This window comes from Streptomyces sp. NBC_00236 (genome assembly GCF_036195045.1).
Classification (GTDB): Bacteria; Actinomycetota; Actinomycetes; order Streptomycetales; family Streptomycetaceae; genus Streptomyces.
The window spans coordinates 4,854,552-4,870,621 of record NZ_CP108100.1; the positions used below are offsets into that span (position 1 = coordinate 4,854,552).

Below are 16,070 nucleotides of genomic sequence, written 5' to 3' on the forward strand. Positions count from 1 at the left end.
CCGGCGGACCGCCCTCAGCCGGTCGCGCTGGCGTCCGACAGCGTCTTCGTCACGTCCACGAAGCCCTTGCTGTCGGCGACCAGCCGGCCGTCGCGCACGACCTGGAACGTCACCTTGCTGTTCACGATGCGCGGATACGAGGACGAGCCGATCATGTCCTCGTAACGCCAGCGCAGGGCGGGGGTGAGGCCGCCCGTGTCCACCCGGGTGCCCTTGTTGAGGGCCTTGGTGACCTTCCGGGCCGTGATGTGCGCCTCGTCCAGCGACTCGACGATCGACTTCAGGGCGGTGTAGGCGATCCAGGTCGTCTGTACGCCCGTGTCGTCCGGATCGATGCGGTTGTCTCCGAAGGCGTGCTTGCCGATCACGTCCCGCATCAGGTCCCAGCGCGTATCGCCGGGGGCCGGGTACCACCCGGTGACGTACGCGCCCTCGAACGGGCTGTCGCGACCGCCGGTGCGGTCGATGAGCGGCTGGCCGATGCTGCCGAGGACCGAGGAGATCCGCACCGATCCGCCGGCCGGCTCCAGCCGCCGGAAGGAGTCGAAGAAGGTCTCCGTGCGGTCGCCGAGCACGGCCGTCACGCAGCCGCCGTCCTCGCCCGCTCCCGTCAGTGCGCGCCCGGCCGCCCCGTCGTACGACGTGGCCCCCTCGTCCGCCCGGACGTCGACCGGTGCGGGCCGGCGGGCCTCGGTGAGGCCGGTGTTGAGGAGCCACGCCTGGCTGTCGCCGCCCAGGGTGTCGGGACGCACCAGGGAGACCTGGTCGCAGGTGGCGGCCAGCTGCTTCGCGTTGCCCGCCAGGAGCGCCGACTGGCCGCCGGTGACCGGGTAGGACATATAGCTCCGGAACTCCTCCTCGGAGGCGCCGTAGCCGCCGATGTACGGGATCCCGGCCACTTCGAGCGGTGCCATGAACGCCCGCCCGTGCCGGCTGTAGGAGCCGAGGACCGCGACGGCCTTCTCCTTGACCGCCCGGCGGGCGCAGTTGCCCGCGCCGATCGAGCTGTCCTGCTCGTCGCAGGTGACCACGCGCAGCTCGTGCCCGTCGATGCCGCCCTCGCCGTTGATCCAGCGGGCGTACGTCTGCGCCATCGCGGTCATGCCGGCCATGTTGGCGGCGTCCGGCCCCGCGGCACCGCTCGGGGCCCAGGTCACGACGGTGACGGGCTCCCTGGAGTCCCCCGAGGCCCCAGGGAGCACACCGCAGCCGGTCATCAGCAGAGCCCCTGCCGCCACCGCACCGGTGAGCAATCTGAAGGGGCGGGGGGAGAGGGGGCGTCGCCGTCCGGTCATGGACCCAGACACTTCCCGTCCCCGGGTAACGCCGCAGTGTGCTCCGTTCAACGCTCGGTGACGTCCAGGTGAATTGCAGGGGGCCGTACGGAAAGCCGAAAAGGGAACGTACGATCGACAACCGTGCAGCAAGGTTCCGAGAACTCTTCCCGTCGCGGCCGTCGCTCCTCCACCATGGGCGGCATGCCGCTCAATGACATTCCGTGGTGGCGCTGGCGCAGCAACGTGCGCTCGGCGCTGCACATGCTCTCCGACCCCGTCTTCCATCACGAGTGCTGGCTGGCCGGCCGGGAGGGATACGGCGACGTCACCGACGCCGTGTACCGCCTGGTCGAGGACACCTGGCTCGACAACTGGTCCGCCGAGAAGTACGTCGGCACGGTCTTCCGGGACTCCGGTGAGGCCGCCCTCGTCGACGTCGCCGTGCTGCGGGTGCTGCGCATCATGCACCAGGTCGGCGCGGACGCCCCCGTCTCCGCCTACCTGGAGCACCACGGCTGGCCGGAGGCCGTCAGGGCCGCCCGCGAGGCCCATGTGCTGCTCGCCACGAACGACGGCGAGGACCCGGACGTCCCGCCGCGCTCACTGGACGTGCTCCGCATCATGACTAGGAGCTGAGAGGCCGCCTCGTAAAGGTTGACGGTGTGGCACGCTACGGGGATGACCGCACCGCAGCCTGCTGACACCGCCCCCGAGCAGTACGTCCTCACCCTCTCGTGCCCCGACAAACAGGGCATCGTGCACGCCGTGTCGAGTTATCTCTTCATGACGGGCTGCAACATCGAGGACAGCCAGCAGTTCGGGGACCACGACACGGGTCTGTTCTTCATGCGCGTCCACTTCTCGGCGGACAGCCCGGTGACGCCGGAGAAGCTGCGGGCGAGCTTCGCGGCGATCGGTGACTCCTTCCGGATGGACTGGCAGATCCACCGTTCCTCGGAGCGGATGCGGATCGTGCTGATGGTCAGCAAGTTCGGCCACTGCCTCAACGACCTGCTGTTCCGGTCCCGGATCGGGGCCCTGCCGGTCGACATCGCGGCGGTCGTCTCCAACCACACGGACTTCGCCGAACTGGTCGCCTCGTACGACATCCCCTTCCGCCACATCCCCGTGAACAGGGAGAACAAGGCAGAGGCGGAGGCACAGCTGCTGGAGCTCGTGCGCGAGGAGAACGTGGAGCTCGTCGTCCTGGCCCGCTACATGCAGGTCCTCTCGGACGATCTGTGCAAGCAGCTCAGCGGCCGGATCATCAACATCCACCACTCGTTCCTGCCGAGCTTCAAGGGCGCCAAGCCGTACCACCAGGCGCACGCCCGCGGGGTGAAGCTCATCGGTGCGACGGCGCACTACGTCACGGCCGACCTCGACGAGGGGCCGATCATCGAGCAGGAGGTCGAGCGGGTGGGCCACGGCGTCACGCCGGACCAGCTGGTCGCCATCGGGCGCGATGTGGAGTGCCAGGCCCTGGCGCGCGCGGTGAAGTGGCACGCGGAGCGGCGCATCCTGCTGAACGGCCGCCGTACGGTGATCTTCGCCTAGGGCGGGTGTCGGTCACAGCCTGCTGAGCGAGGCCGCCGCGAAGAGCACGTCCCGGATCGCGTCCCGGTCCCCGCGCTGACCGGCCGCGGCCTCCACGGGCGGCACGTGCCCCGCCACCAGCTGGCAGAACTCGACCCCGTCCAGCGCGACCTGCGCCACCGTGTGATCGGGCGAACCGAGAGCGGCGGGGGAGTCCAGCGCGATGTACCAGTTGCCGCCGCCGGAGCCCTCGACCTCCAGATGGAGCGAGCGGCCCGGCGACCCCGCCGTCACCAGCCGGCGGGCCGGACCGGCCAGGCCCGCCCGGCGTCGTTCGGCCAGGGCGGCCGGCAGGAGCCGCGCGGCCAGATCGATCATGCGGTGCAGATGGGCGGCGGCGGGCGGCTCGTACGGGTAGTCCACCGCCTCGGCGATGTCACCGGCGTGCACCCAGCACTCGAAGGCGCGGTCCAGCAGCGCGTCCTGCAACGGCAGGGCGAAGTCGCCGTACGAGACGGAGAGATCCGAGACGCCGCGCCCCGCGAAGGACACGGTGCGGATGAGGGTGTGGCTCTGGTCGCGCCATGGTTCGCGGACGGTGCGGGTCGGCGGACGCCGGGCGGCCGACCAGTACGTCTCGGTGCGCGGGGCGGGGGCGAGCGGCAGCTCTGAGCCCCGGCGCGGGATGCCGGGGACGCTGTCGGCGAGCGGGTCGTCGAGACCGAGGGCGGTGCTGACCAGGCCGTCGACGGTCATCAGATGACCGATGACGCCGGCGACCGTCGTCTTGCGGTTCACCCCGCGCTCGCCCTCGAACCACTTCAGCCGTACCGGGGCGTGCCACTCGGAGTCACCGATGTCGCGCAGCAGCGCGTCGAGCCGGGCCGTCTCCGCGTCGTACGGGGAGGCCCACCCCGGAACCGGGATCCTGGCCGGCCGGCGGCTCAGGCAGTTCTCCAGCACCCGGCTCCGGAGCATCGGATCCAGGTCCAGGCTGCGGTCCGTGTGCAGCAGGCCGACCGCGTCCCGCAGGCGCAGCGCCTCGTCCGCGCACGGGGCGCACTCCGTGAGGTGCGCCTCGACGGCCTCGGTCTCCGCGGCCGAGCACGCGGTCAGCGCCCAGGCTCCGAGAAGGGCCTTCAGGACGCGGTGCGACAGCTTCGGGGCGGGCGGTTCCGCGTCGGGTTCCTGGATCACGGAGACGGCCTTCGGTGGCGGGACGAACCGGTCGGGGCCGAAGTCGTCGGCGGCGGCCCGTGGGCCCGGTATGCGCCGGGCGCCCCGCACCTCGTCGTCCCGTCCGTCCGCCTCGTGGCCGTCCGGGTCGTCGGTCACAGCGGCCGCCCGTATCCGGGCGGCGAGGAGCCCTCCAGCGGACGGGTGTGCGCGGTGGACAGCAGTTGCAGCCCGAGCCGCAGCCGGCGACGCGCCTCGTCCTCGGTGACCCCGAGGTCGGTCGCGGTCTGCCGGTAGTCGCGGCGCTGGATGTACGCGAGCTCCAGCGCGGCCCGCAGCGGCGCGGGCATGGACGCGACGATGTAGTCGGCCCGGGCCGCCGCGGTGGCCAGCCGCACCCGCTCCTCCAGGTCGGCCGGGGCGAAGCCGGCCGCGTCGTCCCCGTCGTCGTCCTCGCGGACGCCGTACTCGTCGTCCGTCCGCGCGGCGGCGGCCCTGCGCAGCCGCTGCACGGACTCGCGGTGCGTGAGCCGGGCGACCCAGGCGCGCATCGAGCCCTGCTTGGGGTCGTACGCGTTCGGGTTCTCCCACACGTAGCCGAACACCTCGCGGGTCACGAGGTCCGCGGCGCTCTCGTCGTCCAGCATCCGGCTGGCCTGACTGTGCACGAGGGAGGCGAACCGGTCGTAGAGCTCACCGAGGGCCGCGGCCTCGCCGCGTGCCAGCCGCTGCTGCATGCTGCGGTCCCAGCGGGGTGGTGCGTTTTTAGCCATACGACCCCCAGCCCTGTCCCGTCAGGGCCTCGTGCCCTGTACCCCTCGTCACATCGAATGTAGTCGGCAAGGCTGACCGAGCACGCCCCTTTACGGCAAGTACGTCCCCGCGATCGCCCTGGATGGTAGGGAATGCGGCGCCCCGCAGGGTCGGAATCGGACCCGAAGTGATCATTTCTGCCCGAAACCGTTCTGGGCCTTCCTGCGGGGGGCGGTGTTTCATGGGGAGTACGCCGGGGCAGCCGCGAGGAGGAACGCAAACTTCCGGATCACTGGAATCCCCCGGGATCCCCGGAGCGAGAGGCCCAGTCGCGTGACACTGAGAGTGGCCGAGACCGAGCGGGGCGAGTGGACCGTTCTGCACATGCACGGCGAACTGGACCTGGTGACCTCACCCGTCGTCCGCCAGTCCGTCCACGACGCGGTGGCGGTGGGCCGCCACAACGTCGTGCTGGACCTCTCCGAGGTCTTCTTCTGCGACTCCAGTGGCGTCGGTGTCCTGATCGCCTCCCGCCGTCTGATGCGCTCCTGCGGGGGCCGGCTGCGGCTGATCCTGCCCGCGCGGGGCGCCGAGGACGGCTCCCACGTCAACCGGGTGCTCGGTGCGCTGGGCGTACGGCGGCTGTTCGAGGTCTACCCGGACTGGGACTCCGCCGTCGACGACGAAGCCCAGCCGCTCTCGGCCTGAACGGCCGCCACCGCCCGCCCGCGGCGGACATTAATACCGGGTTGTCACACTGGTGACGCGCGTAAGTGACACGTGACGCCTGCGGGCGTCGTACGCTCCCCGCATGGACAGCGCAGAGTATGAGCGCAAGATCGCCTTCCGCTTCGCCGCCTTCGACCAGGACGGCAACGGATACATCGATCGCGCGGATTTCAGTGCCGCCGCGGCCCGTCTGCTCACCGAATTCGGTACGACGGCCCGCTGCGACAAGGGCCAGGCGCTCTACAGCGGCGCCGAGGCGTTCTGGCAGGGCATGGCGGGCATCGCCGACGTTGACGGGGACCAGCGGGTCACCCGGGAGGAATTCGTGGGCGGCGCGGTGAAACGCCTCCGCGACAACCCCGAGCGCTTCGCGGAGATCGCCCGCCCCTTCCTGCGGGCGGCGATCGCCGTGGCCGACCCGGAGAACGACGGCGCCGCCGCGGTGTCCGCCGTCGAGCGGGCCCTGCGGGTCCTCGGCGCGAGCGCGGACGCGGCGGCGTTCGCGGCGCAGAGCCTGGACGCGGACCGGGACGGGCGGATCGCGGAGGCGGACGCGGTGGCGGCGTTCGCCGCGTATGTCACTGTGATCGAGCCTGACGCGTAGCCCTTGGGCGGGCGGCGGCGGTGCTTTGACCTTGCCCCTGTCCGGGGCGCGGGTTTTGTCCTCAAGCGCCGGACGGGCTTGTGTGCGGCCCCGCCGCGGGGTGCGCCTGTGTGCGGTGGGTGGGGGTGGGGTCCCTCCGGGGAGACTCCTCAAAAATGGCGTGTGTACCCCGGTACGTAAACGACCCGGGTCGTACGCCATTTTCTGCGGGGACTCCCCTGCACGCCCCCACCCGGCATCGCCTGCGTCTGCACGCCGGTGGGACTGCTGCCGCAGACGCAAGGCGGCCGGTCCGGGGCCGTGCAGGGGAGTCCCCGCAGGACGACGAACGGATACCGGGGTCCGCTGCGTGGGACTGGAAACGTTCGTCGTTTGAGGAGACGCCCCGGAGGGGCACCGGACCCCACCCGGGGGTCAAGGCGCACCCCGCGGAGCAAGCCGCACAAACAAGCCCGTCCGGCGCTTGAGGACGGAACCCCGCCTCACGCGAACCGTTCGCGCAGCTGGTACTTCAGGACCTTGCGGAGCGCCTCGTTGCGGGGCAGCGCGTCGACCAGTTCCAGTTGCTCCGGGAGCTTGTGGACCGACAGGCCCTCGCCCCGCAGGTAGGCCGTCAGCTCGGGGAGGGTGAGTGCGGCGGCGCCGGGGGGCTGTTCCACCACCGCGCAGACGCGTTCGCCGCGTGACTGGTCCGGGAGGCCGATCACCGCCGCGTCGCCCACGCCGGGGTGGCGGGCCAGGAGGTCCTCTATCTCCTTCGCCGAGATGTTCTCGCCCTTGCGGATGATGATGTCCTTCAGCCGGCCGGTGAGCACGAGGTGCCCGCTCGGCCGGACATGCCCGACGTCCCCCGTGATCAGGAAGCCCTCGGCGTCGAAGGGGGAGGGGGAGGTGGACGCCAGGTAGCCCCGGCAGACCGCCTCGCCCCGGAGCCGTACCTCGCCGTCCGTCCCGTGCGGCACCGGCTTGCCGTCCTCGTCGGTGATCCGGATCTCCATGCCCTCGGGCGGGCGGCCCTCCGTCTCGGCGAGGTGTTCCACCGTGTCGTCGGGGGCGCCCATCGTGATCATCGGGACCTCGGTCATGCCGTAGCCGTGGGTGAGCTGGACGCCCATCTCGCGGACCACCGCGTGGTACAGCTCGGGGGGTTTCGGGGCGCCGCCGCCGGCCAGCAGCCGGAGGGTGGGGACGACCGGGCGGCCCGGGTCCTTGCGCTGTTCCGCCAGGAACATCGAGTAGAACGCGGTGGAGCCCCCTGCGACCGTGACCCCGTGGCGCCGATAGCCCGCAAGGGCGTCCGGCATCGCGAAGTGCTCGAAGAGGACTGCGGGGAAGCCGTAGAGGAGGAGCATCACCGCGTAGTCCGGGCCGCCGACGTGGGCGAACGGGAAGGCCACCGAGCCGATGTCGTCCGCCGACAGGTGCAGCGCGTGGGCCAGGCAGGAGCCGCCCGCGATCAGGCTGCGGTCGGTGTGCAGGACGCCCTTCGGGTCGGACGTGGTGCCCGAGGTCCAGTAGATCCAGCGCACCGCCGTGCCGTCGGAGGGCGGTGGGGGCAAGAAGGAAGGGTCGCCGTCCGGGAGGGTGTCGTACGCCTCGATGAGCTCCGGCGGGTGTGCGAGGTCCGCGGAGAGGCGGGCGGCCATCGCGGTGTGGTCGAAGCCGCGCCAGGTGCCCGGCACCGCGAAGTACTCCGCCTTCGACTCGCGCAGGGCGAAGCCGACCTCGCGGTCGCGGTAGAAGGGGATGACGGGGCTCTGCACTGCCCCGATCCGGGCCAGTGCGAAGGAGAGCAGCGCCGTTTCGAGGCGCGTCGGCAGTTGCCAGGCGACGACGGTGCCGGGGCGTACGCCCAGGGCGTACAGGCCCGCCGCCACCCGTTCGGCCCGGGTGCGCAGTTCGCCGAAGGTGAGCGTGCGGTCGTCCTGGATCAGGAAGGTCCGCTCCGGCGTCAGGGCGGCCCGGCGTTCGATGAGCTCCCAGAAGGTGCCCGATGCACCCAGGGCGTGTGCGGTCTCGTTCACGGCGAACCCCTCACAGCTGACGGGTAGTCAGATCGTGCGGAGAGCGTAGAGCGCTGCGCCTTGTCGGTCCAGGGGTGCGGGGCTAGCCTGTGGGCGACGTCAATCTGACGGGTCATCAGAAATGCGTGCGCCGAAGGGGACACCATGACGGAACTGCCTCGGATCGTCAGCGTCGACGACCATGTGATCGAGCCGCCGCACCTCTTCTCGACCTGGCTGCCCGCCAAGTACCGCGAGCGCGGACCGCAGCCCCTGACCGCGGGCATCGGCGAGCTGGCGTACACCGGCGGCAAGTACGTCATCACGATGGACCCGGACGGGCCGCCGACCGACTGGTGGATCTACGAGGACCTCAAGTTCCCGTACAAGCGGAACATCGCCGCCGTGGGTTTCGACCGGGACGACATGACGCTGGAGGGGATCACCCGGGCCGAGATGCGGCGGGGGTGCTGGGACCCCGTCGAGCGGCTGAAGGACATGGACCTCAACCATGTCGAGGCGAGCCTCTGCTTTCCCACCTTCCCGCGCTTCTGCGGGCAGACCTTCGCCGAGGCCCACGACAAGGAGGTCGCGCTCGCCTGTGTGCGCGCGTACAACGACTGGATGGTCGAGGAGTGGTGCGGGGACAGCGGCGGCCGGCTGATCCCGCTCTGCATCATCCCGCTCTGGGACATCGATCTGGCCGTTGCGGAGATCAGGCGGAACGCCGCGCGGGGAGTGCGGGCGGTGACCTTCTCGGAGATCCCGACCTATCTGGGGCTGCCGTCGATCCACACCGGGTACTGGGACCCGTTCTTCGCCGTCTGCCAGGAGACCGGCACGGTCGTGAACATGCACATCGGCTCCAGCTCGCAGATGCCGGCCGCCTCGCCGGACGCCCCGCCGGCCGTCCAGGCCTCGCTCTCCTTCAACAACGCGATGGCCTCGATGATGGACTTCCTGTTCAGCGGGGTGCTGGTGAAGTTCCCGCAGCTCAAGCTCGCGTACAGCGAGGGCCAGATGGGCTGGATCCCGTACGCCCTGGAGCGCGCCGACGACGTCTGGGAGGAGCACCGGGCCTGGGGAGGGGTGCGCGATCTGATTCCCGAGCCGCCGTCCACGTACTACTACCGGCAGATGTTCTGCTGCTTCTTCCGCGACAAGCACGGCGTCGCGTCGCTCGATGTCGTCGGGCGTGACAACGCGACGTTCGAGACGGACTACCCGCACGTGGACTCGACCTTCCCGCACACCAAGGAGGTCGCGCTCGACCACGTCAAGGGACTGGACGACGAGACCGTCTACAAACTGATGCGCGGGAACGCGATCCGGATGCTCGGTCTCGACCTCGACAAGTAGGCGCGCACGTCATGGACCTTGCGTACACGGAGGAAGAGGAAGCCTTTCGGGCGCGGCTGCGGGAGTGGCTGGGTTCGGTGCTCCCGGGGCTGCCCGGGAAGCCGGACCCCGGTGACTGGCCGGGGCGCAGGGCGTACGACGCCGGCTGGCAGCGGCTGTTGTACGACGCCGGGTACGCGGGGCTGCACTGGCCCGCCGACGCCGGTGGCCGGGGCGCCACACCCACGCAGCACCTGATCTTCCTGGAGGAGACGGAGCGGGCCGGGGCGCCCTACGTCGGGGCGAACTTCGTCGGGCTGCTGCACGCCGGACCCACCGTCGCGGCCGAGGGCACCGCCGAACAGCGGGCCCGCTGGCTGCCGCCGGTGCTGCGGGGCGAGGAGATGTGGTGCCAGGGGTTCAGCGAGCCGGACGCGGGATCGGACCTGGCCTCGCTGCGGACCCGGGCGGTGCGCGACGGCGACGACTACGTGGTGAGCGGGCAGAAGATCTGGACCTCGCACGCGGAGGTCGCCGACTGGTGCGAGCTGCTGGTGAGGACGGACGCGCAGGCGCCGAAGCACCGGGGCATCAGCTGGCTCGCCATGCGGATGGACAGTCCGGGGGTCACGGTCAGGCCGCTGCGGACGCTGGCCGGGTCCACCGAGTTCGCCGAGATGTTCCTCGACGAGGTGCGGGTGCCCGTCTCGCACCGCGTCGGGGCGGAGAACGACGGCTGGCGGGTCACCATGGTCACGCTCTCGTTCGAGCGCGGGACGGCCTTCGTCGGCGAGGTCGTCGCCTGCCGCCGGACGCTGGACGCGCTGGCCGCCGAGGCCCGCAGGAACGGGCGCTGGGACGATGCGGTGCTGCGCCGGAGGCTGGGCAGGCTGAGTGCCGAGCTCCGGGCGCTGTGGCGGCTCACCCAGTGGAACGTCAGTGAGGCGCAGGCCAGTGGGGGAGTGCCCGGGATCGGCGGTTCGGTCTTCAAGCTGCGGTACTCGCATGTCCGCCAGGAGCTGTACGAGGCGGCGGCCGAGGTGCTCGGGGCCACGGACGCCCTGGATCTGGACCAGGAGTGGGTGCTGGACCGGCTCTCCTCGCTCTCGTACACGATCGCGGCCGGTACTTCGCAGATCCAGCGGAACATCGTCGCCGAGCGGATTCTCGGCCTGCCGAAGGGGCGGTGAGCGGGGAGTGGACTTCCAGCTCTCGGAGGACCAGCGCGCCCTGCGGGCGGGGATACGGGGCCTGCTCGCCGGCCGGTTCGACAGGGACCGGATGCGGGCGGCGCACGAGCGGGGAGGGGGCGTGGACCGGGCGCTGTGGCGGGAGCTCGGTGCGGCCGGGTTCTTCGCGCTGCGGCTCCCGGAGGCGGCGGGCGGGGTCGGTCTCGGACTGCCCGAATCCGTACTCTTGTTCGAGGAGGTGGGGCGGGCGCTGCTGCCCGGACCGCTGGCCGCCACCCAGCTGGCCGCGGGCGCGGTGAAGGGGGCGGCCGAGGGTGAGGCCGTGGTCGCGCTGGCGGAGGCGGGGCGGCCCGTGGGGCACCTGGAGGGGGCCGACGCGCTGCTGGTCCTGGACGGGGACCGGACGCGGCTGGTGAGCGGCGGGGCGCTGCGACGGCTGGTGGACGAGGCCCGGCCCGTGCGGTCGCTGGATCCGGGTACGCCGTTGTGGCGGGTGCCGGACCTGTCCGCGTACGAGGGCGAGGTGCTGCCCGACGGGGCGCGGCTGCGGTGCGAGGGTGCGCTGCTGGCCGCGGCCGAACAGCTCGGCAGTGCCGCCCGCAGCCTGGAGGCGGCCGTCCAACACGCCGGTTCGCGGGAACAGTTCGGTGTGCCGATCGGGGCGTTCCAGGCGGTCAAACATCTGTGTGCCGGAATGCTGGTGCGCGCCGAGCCGGCCCGCACTGCCGTCTACGCGGCCGCGGTGACCGGCGACCCGGTGGAGGCCGCCGGGGCCAAGCTCCTTGCCGACGAGGCGGCCGTCGACAACGCCCGCGACTGCCTCCAGGTGCACGGCGGCATGGGCTTCACCTGGGAGGCGGATGTCCATCTGCGTCTCAAGCGGGCCTGGCTGCGGTCCGGGCAGTGGCTGACGGCGGCGGACGCGGAGGAGGTGCTGGCGGCCGATCTGGGCTGAGCGGGGTGCAAGGGTGCCCCGTGCACGCAGGTGACGCGACGGGCCCCAGAGGTTCACGCTGCGGAGTGACGCAGCGCAGTCGGTACGTCCCGATACCGGCTTGTGTCCTATGCGTAATTCGTCACGGGCCGGAGTCGGCGCCGGGCTCGGGTACGCTCCGTTGGATGCGAGTGGTTCTGGAACCTGGCGATCCGGATGTGGCCTGTGCGGCGACTCCGGTCCGCGAGAGGTGCCCTGCTCGTGATCCACGCGGAAGCGCCGGGCCTGCCGGGGAAGCGATTCCCGGGGTGACTGCGCGCCTCTGTTCGACTCTCCGCAACGTGCGTCGCACAGTATGCACCACGCGTACTCCTTCGCGTTGGAATATGCCCGAAGCGCTTGTTGCGGTGACTGTACGTCAACCATGCTGTCTCGTAAGGGAATCACGTTCCGTGACCCTGAGGAGGCGCGAGGCGATGTGTCCGCCGGTTCGGATGGTGTGAGCGGTGCAGGTGCTTCAGGTTCAGTTGGAGGTCGGGCCCGACCCCGCGGAGGTCGGACGGGCCCGCAGATGGGCGCGTTCGAGGCTCGTCGGATCCGGGATAGGAGACGACGAGCCGCTGGCCGAGACGCTCATCCTGCTCATCTCGGAGCTGGTCACGAACGCGGTCGTGCACACGGGCTGTCCGGCCGTGCTGCGCATGCTGTTCGGCTCGACCGGGGCCCCGGGCAATGCCGGGACCGTCCGGGTCGAGGTGGCCGACACCAGCTGCCGCCCGCCGCAGCAGCGGCACGCGGAGGGCGAGGACACCGGCGGCCGCGGCCTTGAACTGGTCGACGGCCTGGCCGACCGCTGGGGCTGGCAGCCGGAAGGTGCGGGCAAGCGCATCTGGTGCGAGGTCGACCGCGGTATCCCGCTGATCCAGGTGCAGATGCAGCCAGGCCCTCCCGAGCGCGAGAATGCCGACGGCTGCGGCGCGGGCGCCGCGTACGAGGCACACGAGGCGCACGCGGGCAGCCACCGCGCGTAGGGCCTCTCGTTCGGATCAGGCCGGGCTCGCGGGGTCCGGCGCGCCCACCCGCGCACGGGGCGGCCGGTATGGCGGGTTCCGTGCGCGCGGCGGCGGCTCAGAGGATCGCGACCGGGGCGACCGGCGTGCCGGTGGCGCCGACGAAGGGCTCCGGCATGGCGGAGAGCAGGAAGGCGTAGCGCCCCGCGTCCGCACAGGCTGTGGACAAGTCCTCCAGGTTCCAGTTCTGGCCCTGGAGCATGCCCATCTCGACCAGGTCGAGTGCGTGCACCCCCAGCCACAGGTCCTCGATCTCCGGCGGGAAGATCTCGAAGGTCAGCGTGTCATTGGCGACCGCGGCCACGTCGCGGGCCCGGAACCACTCCGGCGTGCGGATCGACAGGCCCGGTGACGGATACCCGTAGGCGTTCTTGTCCCCGGAGAGGTACACCTGCACCTGTCCCGTCCGTACGAGGACGATGTCCCCGGACCGTACCCTGACCCCGGCCAGTTCCTCGGCCGCCTCCAGGTCCTCGGGGGTGACCGCGTGGCCGCCCGGCAGCCGGTCCACGCCGTGGGCACGGGCGACGTCGAGGAGGACCCCGCGCGAGACGATGTGCGGCGCCTTGTCGATGCCGCTGAACTGCGCGCCGCCGTGGGCGGTGATCGTGGCCGCCGGCCGCCCGTTGTAGATCTTCCCCGAGTGCGAGGCGTGGGTGAGCGCGTCCCAGTGGGTCGCGGCCTGGAGCCCCAGGACGGCGGTGTCGTCGCTGGTGGCGACGGTGCCGGGGCCGAAGATCTCCTGATTGATCTGGACCATGGTGTGCAGCGGATTGACCCGCCCGGGGATCAGCCCGCTCTGTACGCCGTCCTGCTGGAGCGGCAGGGCGAGCGCGATACGTCGGCCGCTGCGGACGGTGGCCGCCGCCTCCTGTACGACCTCGTCGGTGATGAGGTTGAGGGTGCCGATCTCGTCGTCGGCACCCCAGCGACCCCAGTTGTTCACGCGCTTGGCGAGGTCGTGGAACTCGGCCGGCAAAGACATGGCGCCTCCTGGGGCTTGTGCCGGTGGACCTGATGACCCATAGAATCTAACGGTCCGTCAGAAACCGCGGGAAGGGGCCGGGCATGGGGAACTTCTTGGCAGGCAAGGTCGTGGCAGTGACGGGTGCCGGGCGCGGCATCGGGCGGGCCGTCGCGCTCGCCGCGGCGGCGGAGGGGGCGAGGGTCGTGGTCAACGACTACGGCGTCTCCATCGAGGGAGGTGAGCCCGCCAGCGAGATAGCGGAGTCCGTCGTCAAGGAGATCGTGGCGGCGGGCGGCGAAGCGGTCGCGGTGGCGGACGACATCTCCACGATGGCCGGCGGACAGCGGGTCGTGGACACCGCGCTGGCGGAGTTCGGCCGGATCGACGGGGTCGTCTGCGTGGCCGGGATCCTGCGTGAACGCATGCTCTTCAACATGTCCGAGGCGGAGTGGGACCCCGTGGTCGCCACCCATCTCAAGGGCACGTTCACCGTTTTCCGGGCGGCCTCCGCGGTGATGCGCAAACAGGAGGGCGCCGGCACGCTCATCGGCTTCACCAGCGGCAACCACCAGGGCAGCGTCGCCCAGGCGAACTACAGCGCGGCCAAGGGCGGCATCATCTCGCTGGTCCGCAGCGCGGCGCTGGGCCTCCACAAGTACGGCGTCACGGCGAACGCGGTCGCGCCGGTGGCGCGGACCCGGATGTCCGCGAACGTCCCCATGGAGTTGAAGGAGATCGGCGAACCGGAGGACGTGGCGGCACTCGTCGTCTACCTGCTCAGCGAGCGCGCCCGCGCGGAGAGGATCACCGGCCAGGTGTACACGATCGCGGGCCCGAAGATCGCGGTCTGGGCCCAGCCGAGGGAACTGCGCGCGGGGTACGCGGAAGGGGCGGCGTGGACTCCGGAACGCATCGCGGACTTCCTGCCCGGGACGGTCGGGACGGACCCGATGCCGATGCTGGCGCAGCTGGAGGAGATGGCGGCGGCGGCCAAGGCCGCGGCGCGGCCGAACGCGTAGCCGGGTGAGCCTTCCCGCCCCGGGGCGGGCGCCTGCCACCGCCTCTGCGGCACGGGTTCCTTCCCCTTGCGGGGTGGGGCGGCCCGCATTCGTCCCTGCGGGGTGGGGCGGGCGCGGATTCGTTCCTGCGGGGTGGAGTGGGCCTGTGTCCTCCTGCCTGAGGGGGCTTGCCCTGCGGGAGCGGGGCGTGAAATCAAGCCCCTCCGGCGATTGAGGAGCGGGGGTGCGGGGGCGGAGCCCCCGGTCGGGGCCGAGCTCCGGTTGCCTGGCGCGGGCGCGTCGCCGGGGCGCTGCCCCGGACCCCGCTCCTCACTCGCCGGAGGGGCTTGATCTGGCCACGTACACGCACAAGTGCGGGAAGCACACCGGCAATTCAAGGAACACCACCGCCGAGCGCGTGCTCGGCCCAGCGAGGGAGTCGAGATGAGAGGCGTCGTCTTCGACGGCAAACGGACCGAGGTCGTCGACGACCTGGAGATACGCGACCCCGGCCCCGGCGAGGTGCTGGTGGGCATCGCCGCGGCCGGGCTCTGCCACAGCGATCTGTCGGTGATCGACGGGACGATCCCGTTCCCGCTGCCGGTCGTGCTCGGCCACGAGGGCGCCGGCGTCGTCGAGGCGGTCGGCGCAGGCGTGAGCCATGTCGCGCCCGGCGACCATGTGGCCCTGTCCACGCTCGCCAGCTGCGGCGCCTGCGCGCAGTGCGACCGGGGAAGGCCCACGATGTGCCGCAAGGCGATCGGCATGCCGGGGCAGCCGTTCTCGCGCGGCGGGAAACCGCTGTACCAGTTCGCGTCCAACTCGGCCTTCGCCGAACGGACCCTGGTCAAGGCCGTGCAGGCGGTGAAGATCCCCGCCGACCTGCCCCTGACCTCGGCCGCCCTGATCGGCTGCGGGGTGCTGACGGGAGTCGGAGCCGTACTCAACCGGGCCAAGGTCGACCGCGGCGAGAGCGTCGTCGTCATCGGCACCGGCGGCATCGGGCTCAACGTGATCCAGGGCGCGCGGATCGCCGGAGCGCTGACCATCGTCGCGGTCGACTCCAACCCCGACAAGGAGGCCGTGGCCCGGCAGTTCGGCGCCACGCACTTCCTCACCTCGGCGGAGGGCGTCAAGGAGATCCTGCCGCACGGCGCCGACCACGCCTTCGAGTGCGTGGGTCGCACCGAGCTGATCCGTACCGCGATCGACCTGCTGGACCGGCACGGCCAGGCGATCCTGCTCGGCGTGCCGGCGGCGACGGCCGAGGCGTCGTTCCTGGTCTCGTCGATGTACCTGGACAAGTCGATCCTGGGCTGCCGCTACGGCTCCTCGCGGCCGCAGCGCGACATCGCGCTGTACGCGGAGCTGTACCGCGAGGGCCGGCTGCTGCTGGACGAACTGGTCACCGAGACCTACCCGGTGGAGGACTTCGCCAAGGCGGCGGACGACGCGCACCACGGGCGGGTGGCCCGGGGCGTGCTGGTGTTCTAGG

At 71.5% G+C, this 16,070-nt stretch carries 15 protein-coding genes; 10 read left to right on the forward strand and 5 right to left on the reverse strand.

Annotated elements, in window-relative coordinates:
• Positions 1–14: 14 nt before the first annotated feature.
• Positions 15–1,295 (reverse strand): ABC transporter substrate-binding protein, encoded by a 1,281-nt coding sequence (locus OG446_RS21840; RefSeq protein WP_328895638.1) that lies wholly within the window; start codon positions 1,293–1,295, stop codon positions 15–17.
• Positions 1,296–1,469: 174 nt separating this feature from the next.
• On the opposite strand from OG446_RS21840, the gene OG446_RS21845 reads away from it, so the two are divergent.
• Both OG446_RS21845 and purU read left to right on the forward strand, forming a co-directional pair.
• The gene (locus tag OG446_RS21845) at positions 1,470–1,913 is read left to right on the forward strand and encodes an SCO4402 family protein (RefSeq protein WP_148019301.1); all 444 of its coding nucleotides are present in this window, start codon (positions 1,470–1,472) and stop codon (positions 1,911–1,913) included.
• Positions 1,914–1,955: 42 nt separating this feature from the next.
• Positions 1,956–2,834, forward strand: coding sequence for a formyltetrahydrofolate deformylase (purU, locus tag OG446_RS21850; protein ID WP_328895639.1), 879 nt, complete (start codon positions 1,956–1,958; stop codon positions 2,832–2,834).
• 12 nt (positions 2,835–2,846) lie between these two features.
• On the opposite strand, the gene OG446_RS21855 is transcribed toward purU, so the two are convergent.
• Both OG446_RS21855 and OG446_RS21860 read right to left on the reverse strand, forming a co-directional pair.
• The gene (locus tag OG446_RS21855; RefSeq protein ID WP_328895640.1) at positions 2,847–4,148 is read right to left on the reverse strand and encodes a zf-HC2 domain-containing protein; all 1,302 of its coding nucleotides are present in this window, start codon (positions 4,146–4,148) and stop codon (positions 2,847–2,849) included.
• Entirely contained in the window at positions 4,145–4,762 is a 618-nt protein-coding gene (locus OG446_RS21860; RefSeq protein ID WP_328895641.1) for an RNA polymerase sigma factor, read from the reverse strand. The genes OG446_RS21855 and OG446_RS21860 overlap by 4 nt, the downstream gene beginning before the upstream one ends.
• A 313-nt stretch (positions 4,763–5,075) precedes the next feature.
• Here OG446_RS21860 and OG446_RS21865 point away from each other — a divergent pair, with 313 nt between their 5' ends.
• Both OG446_RS21865 and OG446_RS21870 read left to right on the forward strand, forming a co-directional pair.
• Entirely contained in the window at positions 5,076–5,450 is a 375-nt protein-coding gene (locus tag OG446_RS21865; RefSeq protein ID WP_326658866.1) for an STAS domain-containing protein, read from the forward strand.
• Positions 5,451–5,553: 103 nt separating this feature from the next.
• Positions 5,554–6,075: an EF-hand domain-containing protein gene (locus OG446_RS21870; RefSeq protein WP_328895642.1), complete on the forward strand. Its 522-nt coding sequence runs from the start codon at positions 5,554–5,556 to the stop codon at positions 6,073–6,075.
• Positions 6,076–6,557: 482 nt separating this feature from the next.
• Here OG446_RS21870 and OG446_RS21875 read toward each other — a convergent pair whose 3' ends face one another.
• Positions 6,558–8,099, reverse strand: coding sequence for a class I adenylate-forming enzyme family protein (locus OG446_RS21875; protein WP_328895643.1), 1,542 nt, complete (start codon positions 8,097–8,099; stop codon positions 6,558–6,560).
• 144 nt (positions 8,100–8,243) lie between these two features.
• Here OG446_RS21875 and OG446_RS21880 point away from each other — a divergent pair, with 144 nt between their 5' ends.
• From OG446_RS21880 to OG446_RS21895, 4 genes are all read left to right on the forward strand, one after another.
• Entirely contained in the window at positions 8,244–9,437 is a 1,194-nt protein-coding gene (locus OG446_RS21880) for an amidohydrolase family protein (protein WP_327709537.1), read from the forward strand.
• An 11-nt stretch (positions 9,438–9,448) separates the two neighbouring features.
• Positions 9,449–10,606: an acyl-CoA dehydrogenase gene (locus OG446_RS21885; RefSeq protein WP_328895644.1), complete on the forward strand. Its 1,158-nt coding sequence runs from the start codon at positions 9,449–9,451 to the stop codon at positions 10,604–10,606.
• 7 nt (positions 10,607–10,613) lie between these two features.
• Complete coding sequence (locus OG446_RS21890) at positions 10,614–11,561, forward strand: acyl-CoA dehydrogenase family protein (protein ID WP_328895645.1); 948 nt, start codon at positions 10,614–10,616, stop codon at positions 11,559–11,561.
• 485 nt (positions 11,562–12,046) lie between these two features.
• On the forward strand, positions 12,047–12,571 hold the full coding sequence (locus OG446_RS21895; RefSeq protein ID WP_328895646.1) for an ATP-binding protein: 525 nt from the start codon (positions 12,047–12,049) through the stop codon (positions 12,569–12,571).
• A 97-nt stretch (positions 12,572–12,668) separates the two neighbouring features.
• Here the strand turns inward: OG446_RS21895 and OG446_RS21900 are convergent, their stop codons facing one another.
• The gene (locus OG446_RS21900) at positions 12,669–13,595 is read right to left on the reverse strand and encodes a cyclase family protein (RefSeq protein WP_328895647.1); all 927 of its coding nucleotides are present in this window, start codon (positions 13,593–13,595) and stop codon (positions 12,669–12,671) included.
• Between the two features lie 83 nt (positions 13,596–13,678).
• On the opposite strand from OG446_RS21900, the gene OG446_RS21905 reads away from it, so the two are divergent.
• Positions 13,679–14,596: an SDR family oxidoreductase gene (locus OG446_RS21905; RefSeq protein ID WP_328895648.1), complete on the forward strand. Its 918-nt coding sequence runs from the start codon at positions 13,679–13,681 to the stop codon at positions 14,594–14,596.
• Between the two features lie 423 nt (positions 14,597–15,019).
• Entirely contained in the window at positions 15,020–16,069 is a 1,050-nt protein-coding gene (locus OG446_RS21910; RefSeq protein ID WP_328895649.1) for a Zn-dependent alcohol dehydrogenase, read from the forward strand.
• Position 16,070 lies beyond the last annotated feature (1 nt).